This window comes from Paraburkholderia atlantica (genome assembly GCF_000092885.1).
GTDB classification, from domain to species: Bacteria; Pseudomonadota; Gammaproteobacteria; order Burkholderiales; family Burkholderiaceae; genus Paraburkholderia; species Paraburkholderia atlantica.
Map to the genome: position 1 here is coordinate 2,588,937 of NC_014117.1, position 24,046 is coordinate 2,612,982.

Below are 24,046 nucleotides of genomic sequence, written 5' to 3' on the forward strand. Positions count from 1 at the left end.
CGTCAAGCTTCGATGCTCGTAGAGCATGTTGTGCCCGGCGGATGTAACTGGCGATAAAGCCTCACACCGCGGACAGCGCGCTGACCATCACGTAGTACGTCGTGAGCGGGCGACGTCGGCGGCTGACCGAATAACTGCTGATACCAGCCGAAGCTGCGAGCCACGTCATCGACACCGATGATCGTCCAGATACGCTTCATTCAGGCCTCCATCCGGCCAACGATATGAACGCTATAGCTCGCCGCGCGCGGCCAGCGCGGAGATACGGTCGGCGGTGCGGCACGCGATCGCCTGGATCGTCAGTGACGGATTCACGCCGCCGACGGTCGGAAACACCGAGCCGTCGCACACCCACAGGTTGCGGATGTCCCAACTGCGGCAGTCCGCATCGACGACGCTCGTCGCCGGATCGTCGCCCATGCGCGCGGTACCGTTCAGGTGGCAGGTGTCGTCGGTCTCGCGCCAGATCTCCTTGCCGCCGGCGGCCGCGAGCGCCTGCTCCATGAAGTCTAGCGAATGCGCGATGAGCCGCTTGTCGTTGTCGCACCATGAATAGGTGACGCGCGCGATCGGCAGCCCGTACTGGTCCTTCTCGTCGGCAAGCGTGACGCGGTTGCGCTGCTGCGGCAGCATTTCGCCGACGATCTTCAGCCCCGCCTGGTGGTTGTACTTGAGCATCTCCGCGCCGAGCGCGTCGCCCCACAAGCCGCGGCCGTTCTGCACCGCGACCCAGCCGTTCGGCAGCGGCCCCTGGCTCATGTAGCAGTAGCCGCCGAAAAAATCCTTGCCCTTGTCTTCGTAGTTCCAGTGCTCGGTAAGCGCGAGCGACGGCGGTCCCTTGTACCAGCGGATGTCTTCGTCGAAGGTTCCGTAGACGGCCTGGTTCGACTGCGCCATCAGGTTTTTGCCGACGAGGCCCGAGCTGTTTGCGAGTCCGTCAGGAAAGCGGCTATTGGCCGACATCAGCAACAGGCGCGGCGTTTCGATCGCGTAGCCGGCCACCACCACGTGCTTCGCGCGCTGGAATCGCCATTGCCCTTCGCGCAGATATTCGACGCCGGTGGCGAGCCCCGCGTCACTGGTGACGACTCGGCCGACCATCGCCAGATCGCGCACTTCGGCGCCGGCACGCAGCGCGCGCGGAATCCACGTGACGAGCGCGCTTTGCTTCGCGTTGGTCGCGCAGCCGGACACGCAAAAGCCGCGGTACACGCACGGATGCGCGCGGCCGCGCGGCGCCGAGATGGTCGCGAGCGGCGTCGGGCTCCAGCCGATGCCGAGCGCCTCGGCGCCGCGTGCGAGCACCAGCGCCGCCGCGTTCAGCTCATGCGCGCGATACGGATAGCGCGGCCGCTTCGGCCCCCATGGATAGTTCACCGGTCCGGAGATTTTCAGCGCGTCCTCGACCTCGCCGTAGTAGCGCCACATCTCGCGCCAGTCGAGCGGCCAGTCGGCGCCATAGCCGAGCACGCTGCGCGACTTGAACCACTCGGGCCGAAAGCGCAGCGACACCATCGCGAAGTGGACCGTGCTGCCGCCCACCGCCTTGCCGCTGTTGTTGTGGCCGAGCTTCAGCGGATTGTCGCCGTCGCAGATGCGCTCGTCGGTCCAGAAAAGTTTTTCCTGATGCGCTTCGTCCGATGCGAACTCTTCGAGCGGACGCCACCAGGCGCCGGCATCGAACGCGACGACCTTGAAGCCTTTCTCCGCAAGCCGGCACGCCAGCGTGCCGCCGCCGGCGCCAGTGCCGACGATCGCGAAATCGACCTCCTCGCCGTCGGGGTACATGCGCATCGGCACCCAGCCGCCGCGCTGGAACACGTCGGGGGCGCGGCCGTCCTTGCCGCGCGGACGTTGCTGCGCGTCATCGGACACGGCGGTTCTCCCTGGCGGCCTGCTCGTGCGTGTCGGGCGTCGCTTCGACCGCCTCCCACGGATCGCGCCGGTTCAGGTACATGCGCACATAGCCGCGCGGATTCGCCGGGCCGCCGAAGCCGATCTCGCTCCATGCATGCGGGTGCGAGTAGTAGAGCCCGCAGATGTCGTGCAGCACACGCTCGCTAAAGAACAGCTTCGACGGCATGCCGCGCCACGCGGGGTTCGTCAGATCGCCACGCTGCATCTCGCCAAGCAGCGCGATCTGCGCATCCTCCGCGAGGCTCGCGAACGGCAGGCCGCCGCGCGCGCGGCACTCGGCATCGAGCGCGGCGAGGCCGACGCGCCAGGCGTCGCGCATCGGCGGCAATCGGGCGTCGCGGTAGCCGTCGTTGCTGTTGCCGGCAAGGCGGGCGTCGAGCAGCGCGGCGAGCGGCACCACCGGCTGCGCGTTCGCTTGCGGCACGATGCGGGCGCACAGCGACGTGACCGCGAGCCACTCGACAGCGCCGAAAAAGCGCGGCTCGAGCGGTGTTGCGAGGCGTTCGGCGATCACCGCGCGGGTAGGCTCGTCCCACGACGGCGTCGTGCGTTTGTCGAGCACGTCGTAGCCGGGATAGCGGGTGGCCCGGGTCGAGCGCGGTTGATGGGTCATCTTTCACTCTCCCGCAGACGCAGCGCGGCGAGCCCGGCGAGCGCCAGCGCGGAAAAGCTCGGCGGCGCGGGCAGCGGCGGCCCGTCGAACAGGTTCTGGCTCCAGTTGCGCCAGCCGCCCTGGCGACGCGCGATCCCGCGCGCGTGAAGACCCGCACCGACAAAGCCGAGCGCGCTCGTGACGCGCAACCAGAGCCGCGTGTACCAGCGCTCGCGCGGAGCGGCCAGCGCGGCATGCACGAGCAGCGCGGCGGTGACGGGCGGAATGCTGACCGGCGCGTACATCGCGCGATGCTGGAACGCGCCTCGAAAATGCAGCAGCGCGGCCTCCCCCACGGTGCCGACGAGACCGGCCGCGACCAGCAGACCGAGCGCCTGACCGGCCGGCATGCCGAGCAGTCGCGGGTCGTCGGCGGGCTCGTCGCGCAGCCGTTCGGCGACGGCACCGAACGCGCCCGACAGCAGCAACGCGATCGGCGCGCCGAGCGGCGCCGCGTGAAACAGGTTGTTCCAGCTCCAGCCGCCCGGGCGCTTCATCACGTTGTAAACATGGAAGCCCGTGCCGGCGATGCCGGTCGCCGCCGCGCTCAGATAGATCGCATGGCGCGCGCGATGCGTGCGGCCGCGACGATCCGCGCCGCCATGCAGGCCCGCGGCGAGCGACAGACTCGCACTGACGAGCGGAGCGAACATCGCGGGATTGTCGAACGAGCCGCGATAGTGCTCCATCGCGCTGTCGGCGAGCACCGACAGCGCGAGCAGCGCGGAGCTATGGTTGAAGGTGCGTGCCGCTTCGACGTGTGCCTCTACCTCGGCGGCGGGTTTTCTCGTGTGCACACGCGCCGGGGACGTCACGAAGGCTCGACGCTGATGGTGTCGCGGACCGGTCCGACGCAATTCGCGATGCGACTCGGGTCTTCGCGCGCCGCGCGCGGCCAACGTCGCGACGGCCGCCACCGCCGCCGCCGTGTACAGCAATCCGGGTACGCTTGAAGAGCTCATCGATATCGCTTCCTTGTTCTGGCCTGCTTTATTTGATGAGGTAGCGCGCGGCGTCGCCATGCTTGAACTCGAGCCCGCAACCGGGTCGCGACAGGTCCGGCTCCATCTGGCCATCGCGCAAACGCGGCGCGCCGTCGAACAGCATGGCTTCGATCCGGGCGTGGTCGTGGAACCACTCCTGGTGGCGCAGGCGCGGCGCCGCGCATGCGACGTGCAGATGCAGCGCCGGCGCGCAGTGGGCGGACAGCGGCACGTGATACGCGTCGCACAGCCCGGCGGCCTGCAGAAAGCCGGTGATGCCGCCGCAGCGGCTCGCGTCGGCTTGCAGCACGTCGACGGCACCGGTCGCGAGCAAATGGCGGAAGTCGTCCAGCGTGTAGCCGTATTCGCCGGCGGCGATCTCCATGCCGGCCGGCGCGTGCTCGCGCACGTTGCGCAGACCCGCTTCGTCGTCCGATGACACGGGCTCCTCGAACCAGCTCACCTGGTGCTCGGCGAAGCGTTGCGCGTAGGACAGCGCCCGTTGCGGCGTGAACGCGCCGTTCGCGTCGACGAACAGGCCAGCGCCGCCGATCGCCTCGCGCGCCGCCGCGACGCGCGCCGGGTCCTTGTCCGGCTCGCTGCCGATTTTCATCTTGACCCACCGGCAGCCGTCCTGCGCGACCCAGCCGGCGAACTGCTGCTGCAAGCGCTGGTTCGTGTACGTGGTGAAGCCGCCGCTGCCGTAGACCGGCACGGTCGGGCGCAGCGCGCCGAGTACCCCGACGAGCGGCACGCCGAGCAGCTTCGCCTTCAGGTCCCACAGCGCGCAGTCGATTGCTGAAATGGCGGTGGCGGCGAGTCCCGCTCGGCCGAAATTGCGCACCTGGCGTTGTAGCCGTTGCCAATGCGCGCCGACGTCCAGGCCGTCGTGATTCAACACGCAAGTGGCGAGCGCGCCCTGGATCAGCGCGACGATGCAGGCATCGCTGTACGTGTAGCCGATGCCGGTGTCGCCGCCGGCGTCGACCTCGACGACGACCAGTGTGGTCGCGTCCCACGCGAACGTGCCGTCGGCCTCGGGCGCGTCGGTCGGAATCCGGTACGCGCTCGCGCGCAGCGCGCTCACGAGCGCTTGCGAGGAGTCCCCGCTCGTGACGCCGCGCTTCATGGCCGCGCTCCTTGCTCGCGCGCGCGACGCCTTGCGGTAATGCAATAACCGACGGTCCCCGCCATTCCGGTCTCCGGGTGGTAGTGCGACGAAGCTACCTGCTGCGCCGCAAGTACCGTTCCGCACTATTTCAATCCGTAAAGCGGACCGCGATGGCAACCACGCCCGGCTCTTCGTCAATCGGCCAAACCGCCTATGTCGTTTGGCGGAGGCGACTTGGGCCCGCGCGTGGCGTAAAATACGCGCTTTCCCGAAAAACTCGCCAACATGACGCTCGCCTCCACCCAAGAGATCATCGCCGAACTGAAAGCCGGTCGGATGGTGATCCTCGTCGACGAAGAAGACCGCGAAAACGAGGGCGACCTCGTGATCGCCGCCGAGTTTGTCACTCCGGAAGCGATCAATTTCATGGCTCGCTACGGCCGCGGCCTGATCTGCCTGACGCTAACCCAGGACCGCTGCAAACAGCTGAACCTGCCGCTGATGACCTACCGCAACGGCACGCAATACGGCACCGCGTTCACGGTCAGCATCGAAGCGGCCGAAGGCGTGACGACCGGCATCTCGGCAGCCGACCGGGCCCGCACCATCGCCGCCGCGGTCGCGCCGGACGCGAAAGCCGAACACATCGTGCAGCCGGGCCATATCTTCCCGATCATGGCTCAGCCGGGCGGCGTGCTGGTGCGCGCCGGCCATACCGAAGCCGGCTGCGATTTCACGAGGCTCGCGGGCCTGACGCCGGCCGCGGTGATCTGCGAAGTGATCAAGGACGACGGCACGATGGCGCGTCTGCCGGATCTGCTCGAGTTCGGCAAGGAACACGGCCTGAAGACCGGCACGATCGCCGATCTGATCCACTATCGCAGCCGTACGGAATCGATCGTCGAGCGCATTTGCGAACGCACGATGCAAACGGCGCACGGCGCGTTCCGCGCGGTCATGTATCTCGACCAGCCCAGCGGCCAGCCGCACATCGCGCTGGTGCGCGGCACGCCGTCGCCCGATCGCGACACGCCGGTGCGCGTGCACGAGCCGCTTTCTGTGCTGGATCTGCTCGAAGTCGGCGAATCCACGCACTCGTGGACGCTGGATGCGGCCATGAAAGAAATCGCGGAACGCGATCTCGGCGTGGTCGTGCTGTTGAACTGCGGCGACTCGAAAGACCATCTGATCGACGTCTTCAAGGCGTTCGACTCGAAGGAAAAAGCGGAAGCGCTGAAGCGCCGGCCGGTCGACTTCAAAACCTACGGCATCGGCGCGCAGATTCTGCGCGAACTCGGCGTCGGCAAGATGCAGGTGCTGTCGAACCCGCGCAAGCTCGGCAGCATGTCGGGTTATGGTCTCGAAGTGACGGGCTTCATTCCGATGCCCGGCAGCAAAACGCAAGCCCCGCAAGTCTGATCCGGCCACTTACGCGCCTCGCGCCCACTCAAACACTACGGAATTCACATGGAAATCGGACAATACCAACCGAATCTCGACGGCGACGGACTGCGCATCGGCATCGTCCAGGCGCGCTTTAACGAACCCGTCTGCAACGGCCTCGCCGACTCCTGCATCGAAGAACTCGAACGCCTCGGCGTGACCGGCGAAGACGTGCTGCTCGTCACGGTGCCGGGCGCGCTGGAAATCCCGCTGGCACTGCAAAAGCTCGCGGAAAGCGCGCAATTCGACGCGCTGATCGCGCTCGGCGCGGTGATCCGCGGTGAGACATACCACTTCGAACTCGTGTCGAACGAAAGCGGCGCGGGCATCACGCGCATCGGCCTCGACTTCGGCATTCCGGTCGCGAACGCGGTGCTGACCACCGAGAACGACGAGCAGGCCGTCGCGCGCATGACCGAGAAGGGCCGCGATGCCGCGCGCGTGGCTGTCGAGATGGCGAACCTCGCGGTCGCACTCGAACAGCTCGGCGGCGATGACGACGAAGATGAAGACGAAGACGACGAGGAAGAGGCATGAAGAGCGCACGCCGACGCTCCCGCGAACTGGCCACGCAGGGGCTTTACCAGTGGCTGCTGTCGGGCTCGCCCGGCGGTGAGATCGACGCGCAACTGCGCGGCGCGCAAGGTTACGACAAGGCCGACCACGAGCATCTGGACGCAATCCTGCATGGCGTGATGCGCGATTCCGAGGAATTGTCCGCCGCGATCGCGCCGTGCCTCGATCGTCCGATCGATCAACTGTCGCCGGTCGAACGCGCGGTGCTGCTGGTCGCCGCGTTCGAACTGAAGAATCACGTCGACATTCCGTATCGCGTGGTGATCAACGAAGCGGTCGAGCTGACCAAGACGTTCGGCGGCTCGGACGGCTACAAGTACGTGAACGGCGTGCTCGACAAGCTCTCGGCCCAACTGCGCGCCGCCGAAACGCAGGCGGCTCGCAAGGGCTGAGCGCTGTGCGGGTAGGGCCGTGCCGCGCATCGGCTCCCGCCACGCCGCATTGCACAGGGCGAAGCACCTCGAGCGCCCGCAAGGACGCCGCCGCGCGCATCGATGAGCGCATCATTCGATGAGTGGGCGCCGTCTGCTTTTGAACTGGATCTGACCGTATGAACTCCGTGACCGAACCTCTCGTGCGGCTTGCCGCGCGCGTCGATGCCATCCAGCCTTTCTACGTGATGGAACTGGCCAAGGAGGCCGCGCTGCTCGAACGCGCGGGGCGCGACATCATTCACATGGGCATCGGCGAACCGGATTTCACCGCGCCCGAGCCGGTCATCGAGGCGGCCGCGAGCGCGCTGCGCCGCGGCGTCACGCAATACACGAACGCGCTCGGCGTGCACGAGCTGCGCGACGCGATTTCCGAGCATTACGCCGAGTTCTACGGCATCGACGTGGATCCGGCGCGGATCGTGGTCACGGCGGGCGCGTCGGCGGCGCTGCTGCTCGCGTGCGCGGCGCTCGTCGATCGCGACGACGAAGTGCTGATGCCCGACCCGTGCTATCCGTGCAACCGCCATTTCGTGATCGCCGCCGAAGGCAGGCCGGTGATGGTGCCGAGCGGGCCGGCCGAGCGCTTCCAGCTGACCGCCGCCGACGTCGAACGCCTGTGGGGCGAGCGCACCCGCGGTGTGCTGCTCGCCTCGCCGTCGAATCCGACCGGCACCTCGATCGAGCCGGCCGAGCTCGAGCGGATCGTCAAAGCCGTGCGCGCGCGCGGCGGCTTCACGATCGTCGACGAGATCTACCAGGGCCTCAGCTACGACGCGAAGCCCGTGTCGGCGCTGTCGTTCGGCGACGACGTGGTCACCGTCAACAGCTTCTCGAAGTATTTCAACATGACGGGCTGGCGTCTCGGCTGGCTCGTCGTGCCGCCCGCGATGGTCAGCGCGTTCGAAAAGCTTGCGCAGAACCTGTTCATCTGCGCGTCGGCGCTCGCGCAGCACGCGGCGCTCGCCTGCTTCGAGCCGGAGACGATCGCGATCTACGAGGCGCGGCGTCTCGAATTCAAGCGACGCCGCGACTTCATCGCGCCGGCGCTCGAATCGCTCGGCTTCTCGGTGCCGGTGATGCCCGACGGTGCTTTCTATGTGTACGCGGACTGCCGCGGCGTCGCGCATCCCGCGGCCGGCGACAGCGCAGCGCTCACGAAGGCGATGCTGCACGATGCCGGCGTCGTGCTGGTGCCGGGCATGGACTTCGGCACGCACGCACCGAGGGACTACATCCGGCTGTCGTATGCGACCGCGTATCCGAAGCTCGAAGAGGCTGTCGAGCGGCTGGCGAAGCTGTTCGGGCGGCATTGACGCATTGATGAGGATCGACTCGGCGGCGACCGGCCTGCCAGACGCAAAAAAGGACACCCTCGGGTGTCCTTTTTTTCATGCGGCTAGCCAACGTCTAACTCAAGCCCCCAGCTCCGACGCCGACGCCACATGACGCGTTGCCGAATTGGCGTTCGCGTCGTCCTGCTGATCGGCCGGCTGCGAGCGCGCCGCCGGGGTCGCCGAGCTCAGTTCGTGACCGCCCTGCAAAGTCACCTGGACGCGCCTGCCGTTGCCGCCGCTGGTCGAGGCGGCTGGCGTCGGCGTCGCCGACGCGGTCAGCACCGGAGCCTGCGGCGCATTGATCGGCACCTTGCGGCCACGCGCGACGTCGCGCAGGCGACCGCGCTCGGCCATCACCTTCGCACCGTAGCCACCGTCGTCCTGCGTGCTCGAGCCGACGTACAGACGCAGGCCGCCCGGCAGCGAGCCGCCGCGCGCGATGCAGTCCTTCAGCACGAGCGCGCCGACCTTGATGTTCGCGAGCGGTTCGAGCGCAGCGCTCTGGCCGCCGAAATACCGGAATTTGTCCGAATGCACCTTCGACATCACCTGCATCAGGCCCTGCGCACCGACGCCGCTCTCGGCGTACGGATTGAAGCCCGATTCGATTGCCATCACTGAGAGCAGCAGCAGCGGATCGAGGCCGACTTCGCGGCCGGTATCGAACGCGGCCTTCACGAGCTCGCTGACGGGCTCCTGAGCAACGCGATAACGCCGCGCGAGGTACGACGCGACCAGGTCCTGCTCATGACTCGACACGAGCACGCGGTCGTCGCGCGCATCGGCCGACACGCGCTGCTGCGGAATCAGACGCGCGAACGCGCTGACGCCCTGCATCGTGCGCGGATCGAGGCCGTTGAGCGCGACGGTGCTGGTGCCCGACGTGGCGGCGTTGTCGAACGCGCCGTCGAAGCTGGTGGTCGCTGAGGTGAGCGTCATGCTGCCGTCGCTCGAGGCATCGGCGGGGCTCGGCGTGGAGGGCGAATTGGCCGACAGCGATTCGTCGGATGCGCCAGCGTTTCTGGTCGGTCCGATGGCCGGCAGCGGGTTGCCTTGCAGCAGACGGGCGGGGCCCGCTTGCACGGCGGCGGAAATGACCGGCATCAGACGCGCGGCGAGCACGCCGCGCCAGGTCGGCATCAGCCACAGTGCGAGAGCCAGCACCACGGCGATCCCGCCGACAATGCTGAACAGGTGATGACTCAGTCGCGTCCCGCGGCGCAGCGCACCGCGCACAAGCTGCGCAATACGCTCATCAGGACGCCACGATAACCAGGCGTTCATTCAGATCTCCCATCTTGCATGATCCGCGAACTCCGCCGGGTGAAATCAGGCGGTACAGCGCGCTCGCAGAGTCAAGACATCGCGTGCTCTCTGGTTGGGCAGCAGCGACGTCGGGAAAACGGCAACAAATACCGTTTCGGGGAGCCATCTCAAAAACAGCCCACACATATTCAATGTGTACCGGGCTTGGCTCCCACGCGAAAACCAGCGTTGATGGACGCTGGTGAGGGACTTCAATAATGCCGTTCTACCCTGCAGGGAAGTAAAACGGTGACGCGTTGCGTCTGAGGACCGGGGGCGACGGTAAAAAGGTTAACGCCCTGCAACCAATGTGGACGGATTCTATGCACGGTTTTATAGATCGTCAACACTATAGAATGCAATAACTATAACTATTTGTAATTATAAACAGTGTTCAGTCGGCCGAAAGCCCTGCTCTATGTGCGTTTTAGGCGATCCGACCCTGGCTGTTCCGGATAGACCATTTGGTTGATCTACGTGCGCTGGCTAACGCAGGTAAAATCGACAATCGATTTTTGCGCTGGGCAGGGACCACCGTCGTTCCCTGCTGCGCCCTCAGTCCTATGCGCCGTGCATGCGGCCCTGAACCGTCACAGATGAAATATAAAGACTTGCGCGATTTCATCGGCCGCCTCGAGGCGATCGGCGAATTACGCCGAATTTCGCAAAAGGTGTCGCCGAATCTCGAAATGACCGAACTGTGCGACCGCGTGCTGCGCGCGGGCGGTCCGGCTCTGCTGTTCGAGAACACCGAGCGCCACGCGTTCCCGGTGCTCGGCAATCTGTTCGGCACGCCGCGCCGCGTCGCACTCGGGATGGGCATCGATACCGAAGCGGGCGCGGGCGACCAGGCGGCGCTCGAATCGCTGCGCGACGTCGGCCGGCTACTCTCCGCACTGAAGGAACCCGAGCCGCCGAGGGGGATTAAGGACGCCGGCAAGCTGCTGTCGTTAGCGAAGGCCGTGTGGGACATGGCGCCGAGGACGGTCAGCGCGCCGCCCTGCCAGGAAATCGTCTGGGAAGGCAACGACGTCGACCTCGCCAAATTGCCCATTCAAACCTGCTGGCCCGGTGATGCCGGGCCGCTGATCACCTGGGGTCTGACCGTCACGAAAGGGCCGAACAAGAGCCGACAAAACCTGGGTATCTATCGCCAGCAACTGATCGGGCGTAACAAACTGATCATGCGCTGGCTCGCGCATCGCGGCGGAGCACTCGATTTCCGCGAGTTCGCGCTGAAAAATCCCGGCAAGCCTTATCCGGTGGCCGTTGTGCTCGGCGCCGACCCGGCGACGATCCTCGGCGCGGTCACGCCGGTGCCCGACACACTGTCCGAATACCAGTTCGCCGGCCTGCTGCGCGGCGGGCGAACCGAGCTCGCGAAGTGCATCACACCCGGCGTCGACGGCCTGCAGGTACCCGCACGTGCCGAGATCGTGCTCGAGGGCTTCATCTATCCGCAGGAAGGCGCGCCCTCGCCTGCTCCGGCTGGCGCGCCGCCGCGTCCTTCAAAGGGTGCCTCGGCCAGCTACGAACACGCGCTCGAAGGCCCGTACGGCGATCACACCGGCTACTACAACGAACAGGAGTGGTTCCCCGTCTTTACGGTCGAGCGCATCACGATGCGCCGCGACGCGATCTATCACTCCACCTACACCGGCAAACCGCCCGACGAGCCCGCGGTGCTCGGCGTCGCGCTTAACGAAGTGTTCGTGCCGCTGCTGCAGAAGCAGTTCACCGAGATCACGGACTTCTATCTGCCGCCCGAAGGCTGCAGCTACCGCATGGCGATCGTGCAGATGAAGAAGAGCTACCCCGGCCACGCGAAGCGCGTGATGTTCGGCGTGTGGAGCTTCCTGCGGCAGTTCATGTATACGAAGTTCATCGTTGTCGTCGATGAGGACGTCAATATCCGCGACTGGAACGAAGTGATCTGGGCGATCACCACGCGAGTGGACCCGACGCGCGACACCGTGCTCGTCGACCGCACGCCTATCGACTATCTCGATTTCGCGTCGCCGGTAGCCGGTCTCGGCTCGAAGATGGGGCTCGACGCGACCAACAAGTGGCCGGGCGAAACCGACCGCGAATGGGGTCGCCCGATCGTGATGGACGAGGCGGTCAAACAGCGTATCGATAGCTTGTGGAACGAATTGGACCTCGGCCTGTAATGCGCACCGGACAACACAATCAATAACGGATGGAGCGCTCGCGCGGATGCACGCTTTTTCAATGATGTCGGACGGCTTTTTTCTGTCCTTGTCGCTGTGCCTCGACATCGGTCTCGTCAACGTCGCGATCATTTCGCTGACGCTGTCGCACGGCTTCCGGCCGGGCTTCTGGCTCGGCCTCGGCTCGTGCGTCGGCGATCTCATTTACGCGACGCTCGCGCTCGCGGGCATGGCCGCGCTGCTGCAGTTCGAATCGGTGCGCTGGGTCGTGTGGATCGGCGGCGCGGCAATCCTGCTGTTTCTCACCTGGAAGATGGCGCGCGAAGCGATGTTCCCGGCCACGGCGCCCGCTGTTGCCGGCGAAGGCGACGCGGCCGCGCCGCCTCAGTCGCCATGGCGCGGCTTTCTGCGTGGCGTGCTGCTAGCGGTGTCGTCGCCTTCGGCGATCCTGTGGTTCGCGGCGGTCGGCGGCGCGCTGATCGCGAAGGCTGGAGCGACGAGCCCGACGACCGCGTTGATTTTCCTCGGCGGCTTCTTTCTCGGCGGCCTGTGCTGGACGCTTTTTATCTGCGGGCTCGGCAGCCAGGGACGCAAGCGCGCGGGCGCTGGTCTGCTACGCGCGTGTCACGTTCTGTCGGCGCTGCTGTTCGCTTATTTCTCGTACAGCGTGATCGTCAACGGGTATCACGACCTGATCGTGCAGAGCCCTGCGCAACTGGCAAGCTGAAGCGGTTCTCGAATGAAAAAAACGGCTCGCATCGGGGAGCCGTTTTTCTTCATGCGACTCGACGTCAGTCGCTCATGCGAGGTACTGCGCGAGCTTCGGCAGATCGACGTTGCCGCCGCTCACCAGCACGCCGACGCGCTTGCCCTTCACCGGCACGATGCCATTCAGTACCGCCGCCGCCGCGAGGCAACCGGTCGGTTCGACGACGATCTTCATGCGCTGCGCGAAAAAGCGCATCGTCTCGATCAGTTGCGCATCGCTGACCGTTTCGATTCGCGCGACCAGCTGGCGGATGACCGCGAACGTGTAATGGCCCAGATGCGTCGAGGCGGCGCCATCGGCGATCGTGCGCGGCGTGTCGATATGCACGATCTCGCCGCGCGCGAGCGACTGCTGGCCGTCGTTGCCCGCTTCGGGCTCGATGCCGATCACCGTGCAAGCCGGGCTCAGCGCGGCGGCCGACAATGCGCTGCCGCTGAGCAAGCCGCCGCCGCCAAGGCACACGAACAACATGTCGAGCGGGCCGGTTTCGTCGATCAGTTCTTTGACCGCGGTCCCCTGCCCGGCGATCACGTGCGGATGATCGTACGGCGGAATCAGCGTCATGCCGCGCTCCTCGGCCAGGCGCCGGCCGATTTCCTCGCGATTTTCCTTGTAGCGATCGTATGTGATCACTTCGCCGCCGTAGCCCTTGGTCGCGGCGACCTTGGCCTCGGGCGCGTCGTGCGGCATCACGATCGTCGCGTGAATGCCGGCGAGGCGCGCCGACAGCGCGATCGCCTGCGCGTGATTGCCCGACGAATAGGTCAGCACCCCCGCCTGGCGCTGCTCCGCGTCGAAATGCGAAATCGCGTTGTACGCGCCGCGGAACTTGAATGCGCCCATGCGCTGGAAGTTTTCGCACTTGAAGAACACCGACGCGCCAGTGCGCTCGTCGAACGTGCTCGACGTCAGAACGGGGGTACGGTGCGCGACGCCTTCGAGACGCGCGGCAGCGTCGAGGACGTCATCGAAGGTGGGAGCGGGAAGCGCTTGCATCGGCGAAACTCTCCTGAGACGGGGCGAAGCAGCCATTCTCCCAGCTTCATCGACGCTTTGGAACGGGCTTGCGCGAGCGCGCGACACCCGTGAAGAACGCGGCGGAAAGCAAAAAACCGGCGGCGCAAATAGAAGCGGCGTAACCCGGCACAAGCCGGCGTTACGCCGTCGACGTTCCCGCGCGCGTCATGCGCGCCCGTGCTTCTTAATGACGATAGTACGGGTGCCCGTAGCCGCCGCGATAGTAGCCATGGTAACCGTGGTAGTAGCCGCGATAGTAGGGACGGCCATACCCGTAATAGCCTCCGACCACCACTGGCGCCGGTGCCACTACAACCGGCGGCGCATACACCGGCGGCGGCGGCGGCGCGTAATAGACAGGCGGCGGCGCCGCATAGACCGGATAGGCCGGCGCGACCGGAACCCCGAGGCCGATACCGACGGAAACACCTGCTTCAGCAGCCCCGGCAAGTCCCAAGCCGAGTGCGGCTGCAACGACAAACGGAACGATCTTTTTCACTTCTATTCTCCTAGCGCGGCCTGCCAAGGTCGCCGACTGCGCATGCCTCGCATGCTGTGGCATCAATGTATCCAAAAAGCCCCGGCCGAACTGTTCGCATTTGTTGCAAATTGCAAGGGCAAGCCGAAGCGCTTTGCCGAACGCTGCGCGAGGACGCCTACGCGCCGCCGCGACGACGACGAAATCAGCCCGGAATCAAGGGGTTGCACGCGAGCGGCGGGCCGGGCGTCATAGATTTGACGCGAGCGTGAGGAGCTAGAGTTCGCGCATCGGTAAACTTTAATTACAAATTCGCTTCAATCCTGACAGCCGGGACGAATTTCCCAATAAAAAATGCCCGGCTCAATGGCTCGAGCCGGGCACTTTCTCACCTGCGAAGATCGCGCGACTAGCCGACCTTCACATACACGAATTCGCGGGACACGTTGGGCGGCACATATGCGCCGCTGATCCGCACGCGCGGCGTCAAGCGCTTTTTCTGATCCCACCAGCGGCGGCGCTGGGCGTGCGTGAGGAACCGCAAGTGTTTTCGGTAAGAAAAAATACTCATCGCTACCCTCCCGATTTTCCGACTGCGAACGAAGTACGAAAAATACGACCGTCAAAACCGGCTCATCGACCACTGTTCCCTGTCACTACGATTGTGAGCAGTTTTCACACCCGTGGGCGTCGCGCCACCCGATGACCGACCGGTGGCGCCATATCGCCCGCAAACTCATCCGACGACAGCTGTCGACCCGCGCAAGGGGCCGGATCGCCCGCGCTTCGCCGGATGCGAGATACTGCTGCTTTCCCGTTCACACGATCCGTCCGGAGCAGGTGACCATGCCCCAGTCTTCCTTGCCGCGCGTCGGCTTCATCGGCGCGGGGCGGCTTGCGCGCTGTCTCGCGCTCGCGTTTGCGCGCGCCGGCTACCCGGTCACCGCGGTGGCGAGCCGTTCGGCCGATTCCGCGCGCCGGCTCGCCGCCCAGATCGCACACTGCGCGGCCTTTGACGAGCCGCAACAGGTCGTCGGCGCCGCCGATATCGTTTTTTTAGCCGTTCCCGACGACAGCATCGGTACGACAGCGCACACACTCCGCTTTGGCGGCGATGCGACCAGCTACCCCAGCAAGGCGCTCGTGCACTGCAGCGGCGCATCGCCGGTCGAGCTGCTCGCGCCGGCGCGCGATCAGGGCGCGGCGATCGGCGGCTTTCATCCGCTGTATCTATTTAGCGGCGAGCTCGCCGATCTGGAGCGGATCGCCGGCTGCTCGGTGACGATCGAAGCCGACGGCGATCTGAAGGAGACGCTGACCTTGCTCGCGCTCGCGCTGCGCTGCCATCCGCTGTCGATTCCGCCGGGCGGCCGCATGCTGTATCACGCCGCCGCTCACTACGCGGCGAGCTTTGCGCTCTGCAGCCTCGCCGAATGCGTCGCGTTGTGGCGCACGCTCGGCTTCGCCGAGGACGACGCGCTGCGCGCGCTGCTGCCGATGCTCGCCGGCACGATCGAAACGGCGCGCGACAAAGGCCTGCCAAACGCGCTCGCGGGCCCGGTATCGCGCGGCGACACGGGTGTCGTCGAGAAGCAGTTGGCGCTGCTCGAAAGCTTCGACGGCGACCATGCCGCGCTGTACGGTCTGCTGACGCGCCGCGCGGTCAACCTCGCCAGACGCCGCGCAACTCCACCCGCGACGATTGAAGCGATCTCCGAAGCTGTGGAAGAATCGCTGGGCCGCTCGCTGAATCAGGCGGCAGCAGGTGCAAGCGTCAAGTAAGCCGTGATAATGTGACGTCCGGCGCGCCGGGCGAAGCAGATGCGAATCACGCGACGACTCGCGCCGCGCCTCGGGATCAACAGACGAGAACGCACAATGATCAAGGTCAGCATCCTCTACCCGTACCGGGAAAACGGCCACTTCGACATCGACTACTACTGCGCGACCCACATGCCGCTCGCGGCGAAGCTGTTCGGGCCGGCGCTGAAAGGCTGGTCGGTCGACGCGGGCCTGAACGCCGGGCCGCCCGGCACGCCGCCGCCTTACGTGGCCGCGGGTCACTTCCTGTTCGATAGCGCGGACGACTTCTACGAAGTGTTCAAGCCTGCATCCGAGCAACTATTAGCGGATATCCCGAACTACACCGACGGCGGCAACGGCACGATCCTGATCAGCGAGGTCCGGATTTCCGTGTGATGCCGGACAGACAACCACCGGTAGGCGGTGCGCAATGGCGTCGAACCTCCGGTTGGCTAACCAGGTAAAGCCAGAAAACCGCCGGCGCGCACCGATCTTGCGACGCCGGCAGCCCGCGGCCCGCCAGTGGCCGTTATCAGAAGCATAAGGACCCGAGATGTTTGGCGATATCGCCCGTTTTCTGCTCAATACCATTTTCACGCTGTTCGGCGCCGCGCTGCTGTTGCGCGCGTGGCTGCAGGTCGTGCGCCTACCGCCGTACAACCCGGTCTCGAACGCCGTGCTGCAGGCGACCAACTGGCTCGTGCTGCCGCTGCGGCACATTCTGCCGAGCACGCGCAGGATCGACTGGGCGAGCGTGGTCGCGACGCTGATCACCGCGATCATCTACGTCGTACTGATGATCGTGCTGACCGGCGCCGATCCGCTGACGCTCGTGCCGACGATGCTGATCGTCGCGGTGCTCACCGCGATCAAATGGGCGCTCAATCTGATCATCTGGATGACGATCCTGATGGCGCTGCTGTCGTGGCTGAATCCGCGTTCGCCGGCGATGCCGATTCTGTATCAGTTGACCGCGCCGTTTCTGAATCCGCTGCGCCGCGTGCTGCCGAAATTCGGCGGTATCGATCTGTCGCCGATCCTGCTGTTCGTGATCGTTCAGGTGCTGCAGATGGTCGTCACCCGCGCGGCGGTTCAGCTGACTTATTTTGTGATCTGAGCCGATCGCGCTTGAAACGCCGCCGTTTGCGACTGCATGCGGCGGCGCGTTTTCGTGTCAACTGATCGTTGTTGCGGCTTCGACCGCCTCAGGCGGTCAATTTCCAGATAGCGGCACTCGCTCGCGAGCCGCGGATCAGAACCTACTCCAGTCACCATCCGCAGCAGCCGCCACGCGCTCGCGCGCAGGCGCGGCCATCGCTGGTTGCGGCAACGCCGGCTGATCGACACGCACGCGCGCCGGCGTTTGAATGGGCGCCGGCACCGGCTTCGGCAAGGCCGCCGCAAAACCACGGCTTCCCGCCGTCCGGAACACCGATACCGTCTGCTTCATCTTGCGCGCCTGCACTTCGAGCGATTGCGCGGCCGCCGCAGCCTGTTCGACGAGCGCCGCGTTCTGCTGCGTGGTCTCGTCCATCTGCGTGACGGCCTGGCCGACCTGGTGAATGCTGCGGTTCTGCTCTTCGGAGGCCGTCGCGATCTCGCCGACGATATCCGACACGCGATGAATCGCGTCCTTGATATCCGCCATCGTCGTGCTGACTTCGGCCGCCTGCTGCGTGCCGCCCTCGATGATCGCGACCGACGTCGTGATCATCTCCTTGATCTCCTTCGCCGCGCTCGCCGAGCGCTGCGCCAGATTGCGCACCTCGCTCGCGACCACCGCGAAGCCACGCCCCTGCTCGCCCGCGCGCGCCGCTTCGACCGCCGCGTTCAACGCAAGAATATTCGTTTGGAACGCGATGCCTTCGATCACGCCGGTAATCTCCGAGATCTTCGTCGAGCTGCCGCTGATCTCACCGATCGTGCGCACCATGCCCTCGACCGCCGTGTTGCCGGTGTTGACGACCTGTGCGGCCTGAGTCGCGAGCGCGCTCGCGTTGCGCGCGTTGTCGCTATTGCGGCCGACGGTCTGGGTCAACTCCGACATGCTCGCCGCGGTCTGTTCGAGCGAAGCGGCCTGCTCTTCGGTGCGAGCGGACAGATCGATGTTGCCGCTCGCGATCTGTTGCGAAGCGATGCTGACCGACTCGGCGCTTTCGCGGATCGAACCGATCGTCGACGCGAGACGCTCCTGCATATGCGCAACCGCGCGCAGGATGCTGCGCTCGTCGGCGGCGCCGGTGTTCAGGCGCTGGCTCAGGTCGCCGCCCGCGATCTGCTCGACGACCCTCGCGACTTCGGCCGGTTCGCCGCCGATCTGCCGCACGACCGCCCGCGTCACCAAGAGTCCGAGGCCAATCGCAATCGCCACGCCGACGACCGCGCAGCTCGCGATCCACCACGTCACCGAGCGAACCATGTCGACGCCGTTCGCGACGCGCTGTTTGGCCAACTCGTCCCGCACGTCCGACAGCTTGATCATCAGCGTGCGCAGCTTCACGTGCAGCGGGTCGGTGGTCGATTTGAGCTCGGTGAGCGCGCCGGTCTGATCGCCCTGGTCGGCCAGCGCCATCACCTTCGCGACCGAACTCATGTAGGCCGGATAGGCGGCGTCGAAATCGCTCAGCAATTGCTTTTGTGCGTCGGTGGTCGCGTGCTTGCGCTCGTAGTCGAACGCCGCCAGGATCGCCGCTTCACCGCCGTGATTCAGTCGCACGGTATCCGCGCGGCCGGCCGGCTCCGGATTCAGGATGTACGAATAGAGGCGCCGAAAGTGCGAGGCCGCCTGCCACGCGGCGGTGCCGTCGTCGCGCACCGGCACGAATTCGCGGTCGTACATTTCGGTTTGCATCGTCGCGACTTCGCGCACCTTCAGGACACCGACCGTGCCGACGACGGCCGTCACGAATGCGCACAGCATCAACGAGCCGACCAGCTTGTGGCTCAGTTTCAGATTGGAAAACCACTGCATCTTGGGAAAGTCTCTTGAACAGGATGGGGAGCGCCGGGAGCGCGCCGGCTTGCGGGTGCGCGAGCGCACGGTGTTGCGCAGCATTCGGGTTAACGGCAGGCGCAGACGCCATCTGAAGGCGCGCGCCGTTCTGATCGTCGACGCGGAAGGACGGGGTGACTGTTCGTGCGCGCGAACCCTACCCCTGCCCAAACCGCCCAAAAGGCTGTAAAATTGCGAGTTCCGCGGGCGTCGTATAATGGTAATACCCTAGCTTCCCAAGCTAGAGCCGTGGGTTCGATTCCCATCGCCCGCTCCACTTTCCTGCTGAGTATTCAGCGGAAGCTAGCAAGAGCCGCCTCCCTGAAGGCGGCTTTTTTGTAGTGGCAACGGCCCGGCACAGCGCGCAAGCCGCGCAGCCCTCACCCTTGCAGCAGCATCGACGATGATCCACGATCCAAACGACTCCGGTCTCCCGGACGACTCCCCGACTCCCACGAGCGCAGCAGACCAGTCCATCGGCGACGAGGCAAATACCGTCGACGGCACGCCCGGCGCGACGCCGGCAGACACGCTTCATCACCGCCGCATCCGCAGCTTCGTCACGCGCGCGGGTCGCGTGTCGACCGGCCAGCGCCGCGCGCTGGATGAGTTCGGCCCGCGCTTCGTCGTGCCCTATGCGCCGCAGCAGCCCGACTGGACCGCCGTGTTCGGCCGTGAAGCACCGCGCGTGCTGGAGATCGGCTTCGGCATGGGCGCCACCACCGCGCAGATCGCCGCGCAACGTTCTGGCGATGACTTCCTCGGCGTCGAAGTCCACGAGCCCGGCGTCGGCGCGCTGCTGAAGCTGATCGGCGAGCAGTCGCTGACGAACATCCGCATCATTCAGCACGACGCGGTCGAAGTGCTCGAGCACATGATCGCGCCCGACAGCCTCGACGGCGTGCACATCTTCTTCCCCGATCCGTGGCACAAGGCGCGCCATCACAAGCGCCGGCTGATTCAGCCGAAGTTCGTCGCGCTACTCGTGTCGCGTCTGAAGCCGGGTGCGTATCTGCATTGCGCGACCGACTGGCAGAACTACGCCGAACAGATGCTCGAAGTGCTCGGCGCCGATCCGCTGCTCGAAAACACCGCCGACACCTACGCGCCACGGCCCGACTATCGTCCGGTGACGAAGTTCGAGCGGCGCGGTCTGCGGCTCGGCCACGGCGTGTGGGACCTCGTGTTCCGCAAGCGCGCCACCCCGTAACGCGACGAAACGGCAAGCCAACGAAAAAAGGTCCGCATTTGCGGACCTTTTTTTCATCGCACGGCCAACCTCAATCGGCCCAGCTCAACCCGCCGCTATAGCCGATCAGCAGGATCAGCAGACCGAAGCCGATCCGATACCACGCGAACACCGTGAAGTCGTGCGACGCGACGTAGCGCAGCAGCCAGCGGATGCAAATAAACGCACTGACGAACGCAGCTACGAAGCCGAGCGCGAAGCTGCCGAGCGCGTCGGTGGTGAGCAGATGCCAGTCCTTGTACAGCTCGTAGGCGGTCGCGCCGAAGATGATCGGGATCGCGAGAAAGAATGAAAACTCGGTCGCGGCGCGGCGCTCGATGCCGAACAGCATGCCGCCGATGATCGTCGAACCCGAGCGCGAGGTCCCCGGAATCAGCGCGAAGCACTGCGCGAGGCCGACTTTCAGCGCATCGAGCGGGCTCAGATCGTCGATGCTGCGCACCCGCACCGCCGCGTCGCCGCGCGCGCGCTGACGCGCCTCCGCCCACAGGATCACGACGCCGCCTGCAACCAGCGCGAATGCGACCGGCACCGGCGCGAACAGCGCCTCCTTGATCGACTTCTCGAATAGCAGGCCGAGTACGATCGCCGGAATCGTCGCGATGATTACGTTCAGCGCGAAGCGGCGCGCTTCGGGCCGGTTCGGCAGACCCACGATCACGTTGCCGATGCGGCGGCGAAACTCCCAGCACACCGCGAGAATCGCGCCGAGCTGGATCACGACATCGAAGGTCTTCGCGTGTTCGTCGGAGAAATCGATAAGACTACCGACGACAATCAGATGCCCGGTGCTCGACACCGGCAGGAACTCCGTCAAGCCCTCGACCACGCCGAGAATCAGCGCCTTGCAAGCCAGTAGCCAGTCCATCCGTGCCCCTTATCGCAGTTGGTTGTCACAACGAAACAGGCCGGCAAGGTCATGACTGGCATGCGCGGCCCTCGTGGCCGCGCGTGCACGTCATCTTTCGACGATCTGCACGCGTATGCCGTTTGAAAGGATGGTGATTGTACCGGGTTCGTAATGGACGCCGGCAAATTGCAGTTGCTCGGGCTTGAACGTGTAGATTGGATAGTTGGTCAGCAATTGGGTCGCGAGCAGCGCCGCGGCCGCGTTGATCTGCTGCGTGTACATCTGCGCCTGGCCGCTCACGCTGACGTTATCGACACTCGGCGACTTGAGGATCACTGAGCGACTCGCCGCGTCGTACGCAAGTTCGCTCGACAGCGTGAACACGCCATCGACCGGCTCTTGCAGGAACGGGCTCGCGAAACGCGCGTCGAGCTTCACCTGCACGCGGTTCGCCTCGGGCAGCATGCCCACCACCGGATTGCTCAGCGCGACGTCGAACACCTGCGACACCGTGCGCTGATACGGGAACTTGCGCTGCACGGCCTCCTGCACCTGCTTCTGCGAGAACGTGTACTGCGACGGCATGAACGGAAACGTCGGGCTCGCGCAAGCCGCGAGCGACGCAGTGATGCCAAGCACGCTGCAGCCGGTCAGCGCGGCGCGCAGAAAGCGGCGCCGGGCCGGCGCTGCGGGTCGAGTCATGCGAAATCTCCTGTGGAAGCCCTGGCGGACATCGGCTTGCGTTGGCTGTGAGGTGGGTGATGGCGCTTATCGCGCGTCGCGCATCATGGATGCGATGCCGGTTGTGTTTGCGCCTCGAGTTGCGTGAGCCACGCAAGCGCTTCACCGCGATTCGCGCCACACATTTCGAGTTGCGGCTGCAGACCCGAGCAGCATGCGGGCCGTTCCGGCCGGCCGAAGATCGCGCAGCGCAGATCGTCACCGAGTTGCACGCAGCGAACGCCTGCCGGCTTGCCGTTGGGCATGCCCGGAATCGGACTCGAAATCGACGGCGCGATACAGCACGCGCCGCAATCGGGACGGCACGCGTGATCGTCCACTCGTGCGCTGTTCAACTTTTGATCCACGTCATCTTTCCTGAACTCAAACCTTGGCAACGCGTTGCCAGACCCGCATTGTGCCACTGCCTGTCTGTGCGACCTTTTTACACAAACGGAGCCCGCAGGCGCGCACTTAAACTGAAAACTCCCGAATGGCCATGCACCCGCGCTACGCCGCGAGAGCCGCCCACCGTCGATACCGCTCATGTCCCTAGCCGACACCCTGTTCCGCCCCGACCTACTCGCGCGCTACAGCGCGAATGGTCCCCGGTACACGTCCTATCCAACTGCGCCGCAGTTCCGCGAGTCGTTCGACACCGCCGACTATCATCGCGCCGCCGCCGACCCGGGTGCCGCGTCGACCGATCTGTCGCTGTACTTCCACATTCCGTTTTGCGACACCGTGTGCTTCTACTGCGGCTGCAATAAGGTCGTGACGAAAAACCGCGCGCATGCGCGGCCGTACCTGGAACGGCTCAAACGCGAAATCGCCTTGCAGGCAGCGTGTTTCGATACGCAGCGGCCCGTGTCGCAGTTGCATTGGGGCGGCGGCACACCGACGTTTTTGTCGCATGACGAGATGAGCGAGTTGATGGCCGCGACGCGCGAGCACTTCAATCTGCTGCCCGACACTGAAGCCGAGTATTCGATCGAGGTCGATCCGCGCGAGGCGTCGCCCGACACGATCGCGCTGCTGCGCCATCTCGGCTTCAACCGGCTGAGCCTCGGCGTGCAGGACTTCGATCCGCGCGTGCAACAGGCGATCAATCGCATGCAGCCGTTCGAGATGACCGCATCGGTGATGCAAGCGGCGCGCGCACACGGTTTTCATTCGATCGGGGTCGATCTGATTTACGGCCTGCCGCATCAAACGGTCGCGAGCTTCAGCCGCACGCTCGACACGATGCTCGAACTCGCGCCGGACCGGCTGTCGGTGTTCGCGTATGCGCACATGCCGCAGCTCTTCAAGATGCAGCGGCAGATGGATGCCGCGACGCTGCCGTCGAGCGAGGAGCGGCTCGCGCTGCTGCAACGGGTGGTCGAGCGGCTGACGGGGGCGGGTTATGTGTACATCGGCATGGATCACTTCGCGCTGCCCACCGACGAGCTCGCGCGCGCGCAGGCACAGCGCACGCTGCACCGCAATTTCCAGGGCTATAGCACGCGGGCCGAATGCGATCTGATCGGCTTCGGCGCCTCGTCGATCGGCAAGGTCGGCGACGTGTACGCGCAGAACGCGCGAGAGCTGCCCGCCTACACCGACGCGATCGACGCGGGCCGGCTCGCGATCGCGCGCGGCATCCGCCTGTCCGCCGACGACCGTCTGCGGCGCGACGTGATCACGCAGCTGATGTGCAACCTCGAACTGCGCTTCGACGAATTCGAGGCGGCGTACGGCATCCACTTCGGCGACACGTTCGCGCCGGAGCTAGCTCGTCTGCGCGCATTCGAGGACGACGGGCTGATCTCGCTCCGCGCGCGCAAGCTCGAAGTGAGGATGGCCGGCCGCATGCTCGTGCGCAATCTCGCGATGGTATTCGACCGCTATCTCGGCGAGCAGACGCTCACACGGTTCTCGCGCACGGTTTGAGCACGGCTCGTTGCGAACGCGCTGCGGTCGGTGACGGCAATCGGCTTGCCCGTCGACCGATTTTCGGCCATAATCTGCGTCTTCCTCGCGCGCTGAACTTCTGACGCGCGCTGCAGTATCTGCCCAGGTGGTGAAATTGGTAGACGCAGGGGACTCAAAATCCCCCGCCGCAAGGCGTGCCGGTTCGATTCCGGCCCTGGGCACCACAAGCTGTTCCGGCGAGAGCCGATAAATTCCGAACAACCCCGCAAGATCAAGGCCTTGCGGGGTTTTTTATTCCCCAGCGATCTGTTTTTGGGTGGTATCTGGC

Annotated in this window: 24 protein-coding genes and 2 tRNA genes; 13 read left to right on the forward strand and 13 right to left on the reverse strand. The window is 65.5% G+C overall.

The annotated features are described in order from the left end of the window. Positions 1-2: 2 nt before the first annotated feature. The 5 genes from BC1002_RS38615 to BC1002_RS11610 are packed head-to-tail and all read right to left on the reverse strand — an operon-like array spanning position 3 to position 4,681. Positions 3-200 (reverse strand): VOC family protein, encoded by a 198-nt coding sequence (locus BC1002_RS38615; protein ID WP_013090222.1) that lies wholly within the window; start codon positions 198-200, stop codon positions 3-5. Between the two features lie 31 nt (positions 201-231). Next, positions 232-1,875 (reverse strand): GMC family oxidoreductase, encoded by a 1,644-nt coding sequence (locus tag BC1002_RS11595; RefSeq protein WP_013090223.1) that lies wholly within the window; start codon positions 1,873-1,875, stop codon positions 232-234. After that, complete coding sequence (locus BC1002_RS11600; protein WP_013090224.1) at positions 1,865-2,530, reverse strand: gluconate 2-dehydrogenase subunit 3 family protein; 666 nt, start codon at positions 2,528-2,530, stop codon at positions 1,865-1,867. The genes BC1002_RS11595 and BC1002_RS11600 overlap by 11 nt, the downstream gene beginning before the upstream one ends. Continuing rightward, positions 2,527-3,531: a hypothetical protein gene (locus BC1002_RS11605; protein ID WP_013090225.1), complete on the reverse strand. Its 1,005-nt coding sequence runs from the start codon at positions 3,529-3,531 to the stop codon at positions 2,527-2,529. Before BC1002_RS11605 ends, BC1002_RS11600 begins: the two co-directional genes overlap by 4 nt. Before the next feature lie 28 nt (positions 3,532-3,559). Continuing rightward, the gene (locus BC1002_RS11610) at positions 3,560-4,681 is read right to left on the reverse strand and encodes an enolase C-terminal domain-like protein (protein WP_013090226.1); all 1,122 of its coding nucleotides are present in this window, start codon (positions 4,679-4,681) and stop codon (positions 3,560-3,562) included. A 267-nt stretch (positions 4,682-4,948) separates the two neighbouring features. Between BC1002_RS11610 and ribBA the strand changes: the two genes are divergently transcribed. From ribBA to BC1002_RS11630, 4 genes are all read left to right on the forward strand, one after another. Next, positions 4,949-6,082: a bifunctional 3,4-dihydroxy-2-butanone-4-phosphate synthase/GTP cyclohydrolase II gene (gene ribBA, locus BC1002_RS11615; protein ID WP_013090227.1), complete on the forward strand. Its 1,134-nt coding sequence runs from the start codon at positions 4,949-4,951 to the stop codon at positions 6,080-6,082. Positions 6,083-6,130: 48 nt separating this feature from the next. Beyond that, the gene (ribH, locus tag BC1002_RS11620; protein WP_013090228.1) at positions 6,131-6,643 is read left to right on the forward strand and encodes a 6,7-dimethyl-8-ribityllumazine synthase; all 513 of its coding nucleotides are present in this window, start codon (positions 6,131-6,133) and stop codon (positions 6,641-6,643) included. Further along, positions 6,640-7,074, forward strand: a complete 435-nt coding sequence (nusB, locus tag BC1002_RS11625; RefSeq protein ID WP_013090229.1) for a transcription antitermination factor NusB — start codon at positions 6,640-6,642, stop codon at positions 7,072-7,074. The genes ribH and nusB overlap by 4 nt, the downstream gene beginning before the upstream one ends. A gap of 158 nt (positions 7,075-7,232) precedes the next feature. After that, the gene (locus tag BC1002_RS11630; protein WP_013090230.1) at positions 7,233-8,429 is read left to right on the forward strand and encodes a pyridoxal phosphate-dependent aminotransferase; all 1,197 of its coding nucleotides are present in this window, start codon (positions 7,233-7,235) and stop codon (positions 8,427-8,429) included. Positions 8,430-8,528: 99 nt separating this feature from the next. On the opposite strand, the gene BC1002_RS11635 is transcribed toward BC1002_RS11630, so the two are convergent. Continuing rightward, positions 8,529-9,734, reverse strand: a complete 1,206-nt coding sequence (locus tag BC1002_RS11635) for a transglycosylase SLT domain-containing protein (protein WP_013090231.1) — start codon at positions 9,732-9,734, stop codon at positions 8,529-8,531. Positions 9,735-10,351: 617 nt separating this feature from the next. On the opposite strand from BC1002_RS11635, the gene BC1002_RS11640 reads away from it, so the two are divergent. Then, positions 10,352-11,926 (forward strand): UbiD family decarboxylase, encoded by a 1,575-nt coding sequence (locus BC1002_RS11640; protein WP_013090232.1) that lies wholly within the window; start codon positions 10,352-10,354, stop codon positions 11,924-11,926. Positions 11,927-11,972: 46 nt separating this feature from the next. Next, positions 11,973-12,653: a LysE family translocator gene (locus BC1002_RS11645; RefSeq protein ID WP_013090233.1), complete on the forward strand. Its 681-nt coding sequence runs from the start codon at positions 11,973-11,975 to the stop codon at positions 12,651-12,653. Positions 12,654-12,725: 72 nt separating this feature from the next. Here the strand turns inward: BC1002_RS11645 and BC1002_RS11650 are convergent, their stop codons facing one another. The 3 genes from BC1002_RS11650 to BC1002_RS38430 all read right to left on the reverse strand — a co-directional run bounded on the left by BC1002_RS11650 (position 12,726) and on the right by BC1002_RS38430 (position 14,761). After that, a complete protein-coding gene (locus BC1002_RS11650; protein ID WP_013090234.1) occupies positions 12,726-13,691 on the reverse strand; it encodes a threo-3-hydroxy-L-aspartate ammonia-lyase in 966 nt (321 codons plus the stop codon). 205 nt (positions 13,692-13,896) lie between these two features. Next, complete coding sequence (locus BC1002_RS11655; protein WP_013090235.1) at positions 13,897-14,211, reverse strand: hypothetical protein; 315 nt, start codon at positions 14,209-14,211, stop codon at positions 13,897-13,899. 388 nt (positions 14,212-14,599) lie between these two features. Continuing rightward, positions 14,600-14,761, reverse strand: a complete 162-nt coding sequence (locus tag BC1002_RS38430; protein WP_013090236.1) for a hypothetical protein — start codon at positions 14,759-14,761, stop codon at positions 14,600-14,602. 275 nt (positions 14,762-15,036) lie between these two features. Here BC1002_RS38430 and BC1002_RS11660 point away from each other — a divergent pair, with 275 nt between their 5' ends. The 3 genes from BC1002_RS11660 to BC1002_RS11670 all read left to right on the forward strand — a co-directional run bounded on the left by BC1002_RS11660 (position 15,037) and on the right by BC1002_RS11670 (position 17,110). After that, complete coding sequence (locus tag BC1002_RS11660; protein WP_013090237.1) at positions 15,037-15,972, forward strand: Rossmann-like and DUF2520 domain-containing protein; 936 nt, start codon at positions 15,037-15,039, stop codon at positions 15,970-15,972. A 96-nt stretch (positions 15,973-16,068) separates the two neighbouring features. Continuing rightward, positions 16,069-16,389, forward strand: coding sequence for an EthD family reductase (locus BC1002_RS11665; protein ID WP_013090238.1), 321 nt, complete (start codon positions 16,069-16,071; stop codon positions 16,387-16,389). A gap of 157 nt (positions 16,390-16,546) precedes the next feature. After that, positions 16,547-17,110, forward strand: coding sequence for a YggT family protein (locus tag BC1002_RS11670; RefSeq protein ID WP_013090239.1), 564 nt, complete (start codon positions 16,547-16,549; stop codon positions 17,108-17,110). A 135-nt stretch (positions 17,111-17,245) separates the two neighbouring features. Here the strand turns inward: BC1002_RS11670 and BC1002_RS11675 are convergent, their stop codons facing one another. Further along, on the reverse strand, positions 17,246-18,964 hold the full coding sequence (locus BC1002_RS11675; protein WP_013090240.1) for a methyl-accepting chemotaxis protein: 1,719 nt from the start codon (positions 18,962-18,964) through the stop codon (positions 17,246-17,248). 224 nt (positions 18,965-19,188) lie between these two features. Between BC1002_RS11675 and BC1002_RS11680 the strand changes: the two genes are divergently transcribed. Both BC1002_RS11680 and trmB read left to right on the forward strand, forming a co-directional pair. Continuing rightward, positions 19,189-19,262, forward strand: a tRNA-Gly gene (locus BC1002_RS11680). Positions 19,263-19,388: 126 nt separating this feature from the next. Next, positions 19,389-20,195, forward strand: coding sequence for a tRNA (guanosine(46)-N7)-methyltransferase TrmB (gene trmB / locus BC1002_RS11685; RefSeq protein WP_013090241.1), 807 nt, complete (start codon positions 19,389-19,391; stop codon positions 20,193-20,195). Between the two features lie 70 nt (positions 20,196-20,265). Here trmB and BC1002_RS11690 read toward each other — a convergent pair whose 3' ends face one another. The 3 genes from BC1002_RS11690 to BC1002_RS11700 all read right to left on the reverse strand — a co-directional run bounded on the left by BC1002_RS11690 (position 20,266) and on the right by BC1002_RS11700 (position 22,172). Continuing rightward, a complete protein-coding gene (locus tag BC1002_RS11690) occupies positions 20,266-21,102 on the reverse strand; it encodes an undecaprenyl-diphosphate phosphatase (RefSeq protein ID WP_013090242.1) in 837 nt (278 codons plus the stop codon). Between the two features lie 90 nt (positions 21,103-21,192). Next, positions 21,193-21,786, reverse strand: a complete 594-nt coding sequence (locus tag BC1002_RS11695; RefSeq protein WP_013090243.1) for a DUF1439 domain-containing protein — start codon at positions 21,784-21,786, stop codon at positions 21,193-21,195. An 83-nt stretch (positions 21,787-21,869) separates the two neighbouring features. Continuing rightward, entirely contained in the window at positions 21,870-22,172 is a 303-nt protein-coding gene (locus BC1002_RS11700; protein WP_013090244.1) for a YkgJ family cysteine cluster protein, read from the reverse strand. Between the two features lie 178 nt (positions 22,173-22,350). Here BC1002_RS11700 and hemN point away from each other — a divergent pair, with 178 nt between their 5' ends. Both hemN and BC1002_RS11710 read left to right on the forward strand, forming a co-directional pair. Then, entirely contained in the window at positions 22,351-23,736 is a 1,386-nt protein-coding gene (gene hemN, locus BC1002_RS11705) for an oxygen-independent coproporphyrinogen III oxidase (protein ID WP_013090245.1), read from the forward strand. 121 nt (positions 23,737-23,857) lie between these two features. Beyond that, positions 23,858-23,942, forward strand: a tRNA-Leu gene (locus BC1002_RS11710). Positions 23,943-24,046 lie beyond the last annotated feature (104 nt).

What these genes read in the sequence shown, in the direction of transcription:
- BC1002_RS38615 (WP_013090222.1), bottom strand. Translation starts at nt 200, where the DNA reads ATGAAGCGTATCTGGACGATCATCGGTGTCGATGACGTGGCTCGCAGC.
- BC1002_RS11600 (WP_013090224.1), bottom strand. Translation starts at nt 2,530, where the DNA reads ATGACCCATCAACCGCGCTCGACCCGGGCCACCCGCTATCCCGGCTAC.
- BC1002_RS11605 (WP_013090225.1), bottom strand. Translation starts at nt 3,531, where the DNA reads ATGAGCTCTTCAAGCGTACCCGGATTGCTGTACACGGCGGCGGCGGTG.
- BC1002_RS11610 (WP_013090226.1), bottom strand. Translation starts at nt 4,681, where the DNA reads ATGAAGCGCGGCGTCACGAGCGGGGACTCCTCGCAAGCGCTCGTGAGC.
- ribBA (WP_013090227.1), top strand. Translation starts at nt 4,949, where the DNA reads ATGACGCTCGCCTCCACCCAAGAGATCATCGCCGAACTGAAAGCCGGT.
- ribH (WP_013090228.1), top strand. Translation starts at nt 6,131, where the DNA reads ATGGAAATCGGACAATACCAACCGAATCTCGACGGCGACGGACTGCGC.
- nusB (WP_013090229.1), top strand. Translation starts at nt 6,640, where the DNA reads ATGAAGAGCGCACGCCGACGCTCCCGCGAACTGGCCACGCAGGGGCTT.
- BC1002_RS11630 (WP_013090230.1), top strand. Translation starts at nt 7,233, where the DNA reads ATGAACTCCGTGACCGAACCTCTCGTGCGGCTTGCCGCGCGCGTCGAT.
- BC1002_RS11635 (WP_013090231.1), bottom strand. Translation starts at nt 9,734, where the DNA reads ATGAACGCCTGGTTATCGTGGCGTCCTGATGAGCGTATTGCGCAGCTT.
- BC1002_RS11640 (WP_013090232.1), top strand. Translation starts at nt 10,352, where the DNA reads ATGAAATATAAAGACTTGCGCGATTTCATCGGCCGCCTCGAGGCGATC.
- BC1002_RS11645 (WP_013090233.1), top strand. Translation starts at nt 11,973, where the DNA reads ATGCACGCTTTTTCAATGATGTCGGACGGCTTTTTTCTGTCCTTGTCG.
- BC1002_RS11650 (WP_013090234.1), bottom strand. Translation starts at nt 13,691, where the DNA reads ATGCAAGCGCTTCCCGCTCCCACCTTCGATGACGTCCTCGACGCTGCC.
- BC1002_RS38430 (WP_013090236.1), bottom strand. Translation starts at nt 14,761, where the DNA reads ATGAGTATTTTTTCTTACCGAAAACACTTGCGGTTCCTCACGCACGCC.
- BC1002_RS11660 (WP_013090237.1), top strand. Translation starts at nt 15,037, where the DNA reads ATGCCCCAGTCTTCCTTGCCGCGCGTCGGCTTCATCGGCGCGGGGCGG.
- BC1002_RS11665 (WP_013090238.1), top strand. Translation starts at nt 16,069, where the DNA reads ATGATCAAGGTCAGCATCCTCTACCCGTACCGGGAAAACGGCCACTTC.
- BC1002_RS11670 (WP_013090239.1), top strand. Translation starts at nt 16,547, where the DNA reads ATGTTTGGCGATATCGCCCGTTTTCTGCTCAATACCATTTTCACGCTG.
- BC1002_RS11675 (WP_013090240.1), bottom strand. Translation starts at nt 18,964, where the DNA reads ATGCAGTGGTTTTCCAATCTGAAACTGAGCCACAAGCTGGTCGGCTCG.
- trmB (WP_013090241.1), top strand. Translation starts at nt 19,389, where the DNA reads ATGATCCACGATCCAAACGACTCCGGTCTCCCGGACGACTCCCCGACT.
- BC1002_RS11690 (WP_013090242.1), bottom strand. Translation starts at nt 21,102, where the DNA reads ATGGACTGGCTACTGGCTTGCAAGGCGCTGATTCTCGGCGTGGTCGAG.
- BC1002_RS11695 (WP_013090243.1), bottom strand. Translation starts at nt 21,786, where the DNA reads ATGACTCGACCCGCAGCGCCGGCCCGGCGCCGCTTTCTGCGCGCCGCG.
- hemN (WP_013090245.1), top strand. Translation starts at nt 22,351, where the DNA reads ATGTCCCTAGCCGACACCCTGTTCCGCCCCGACCTACTCGCGCGCTAC.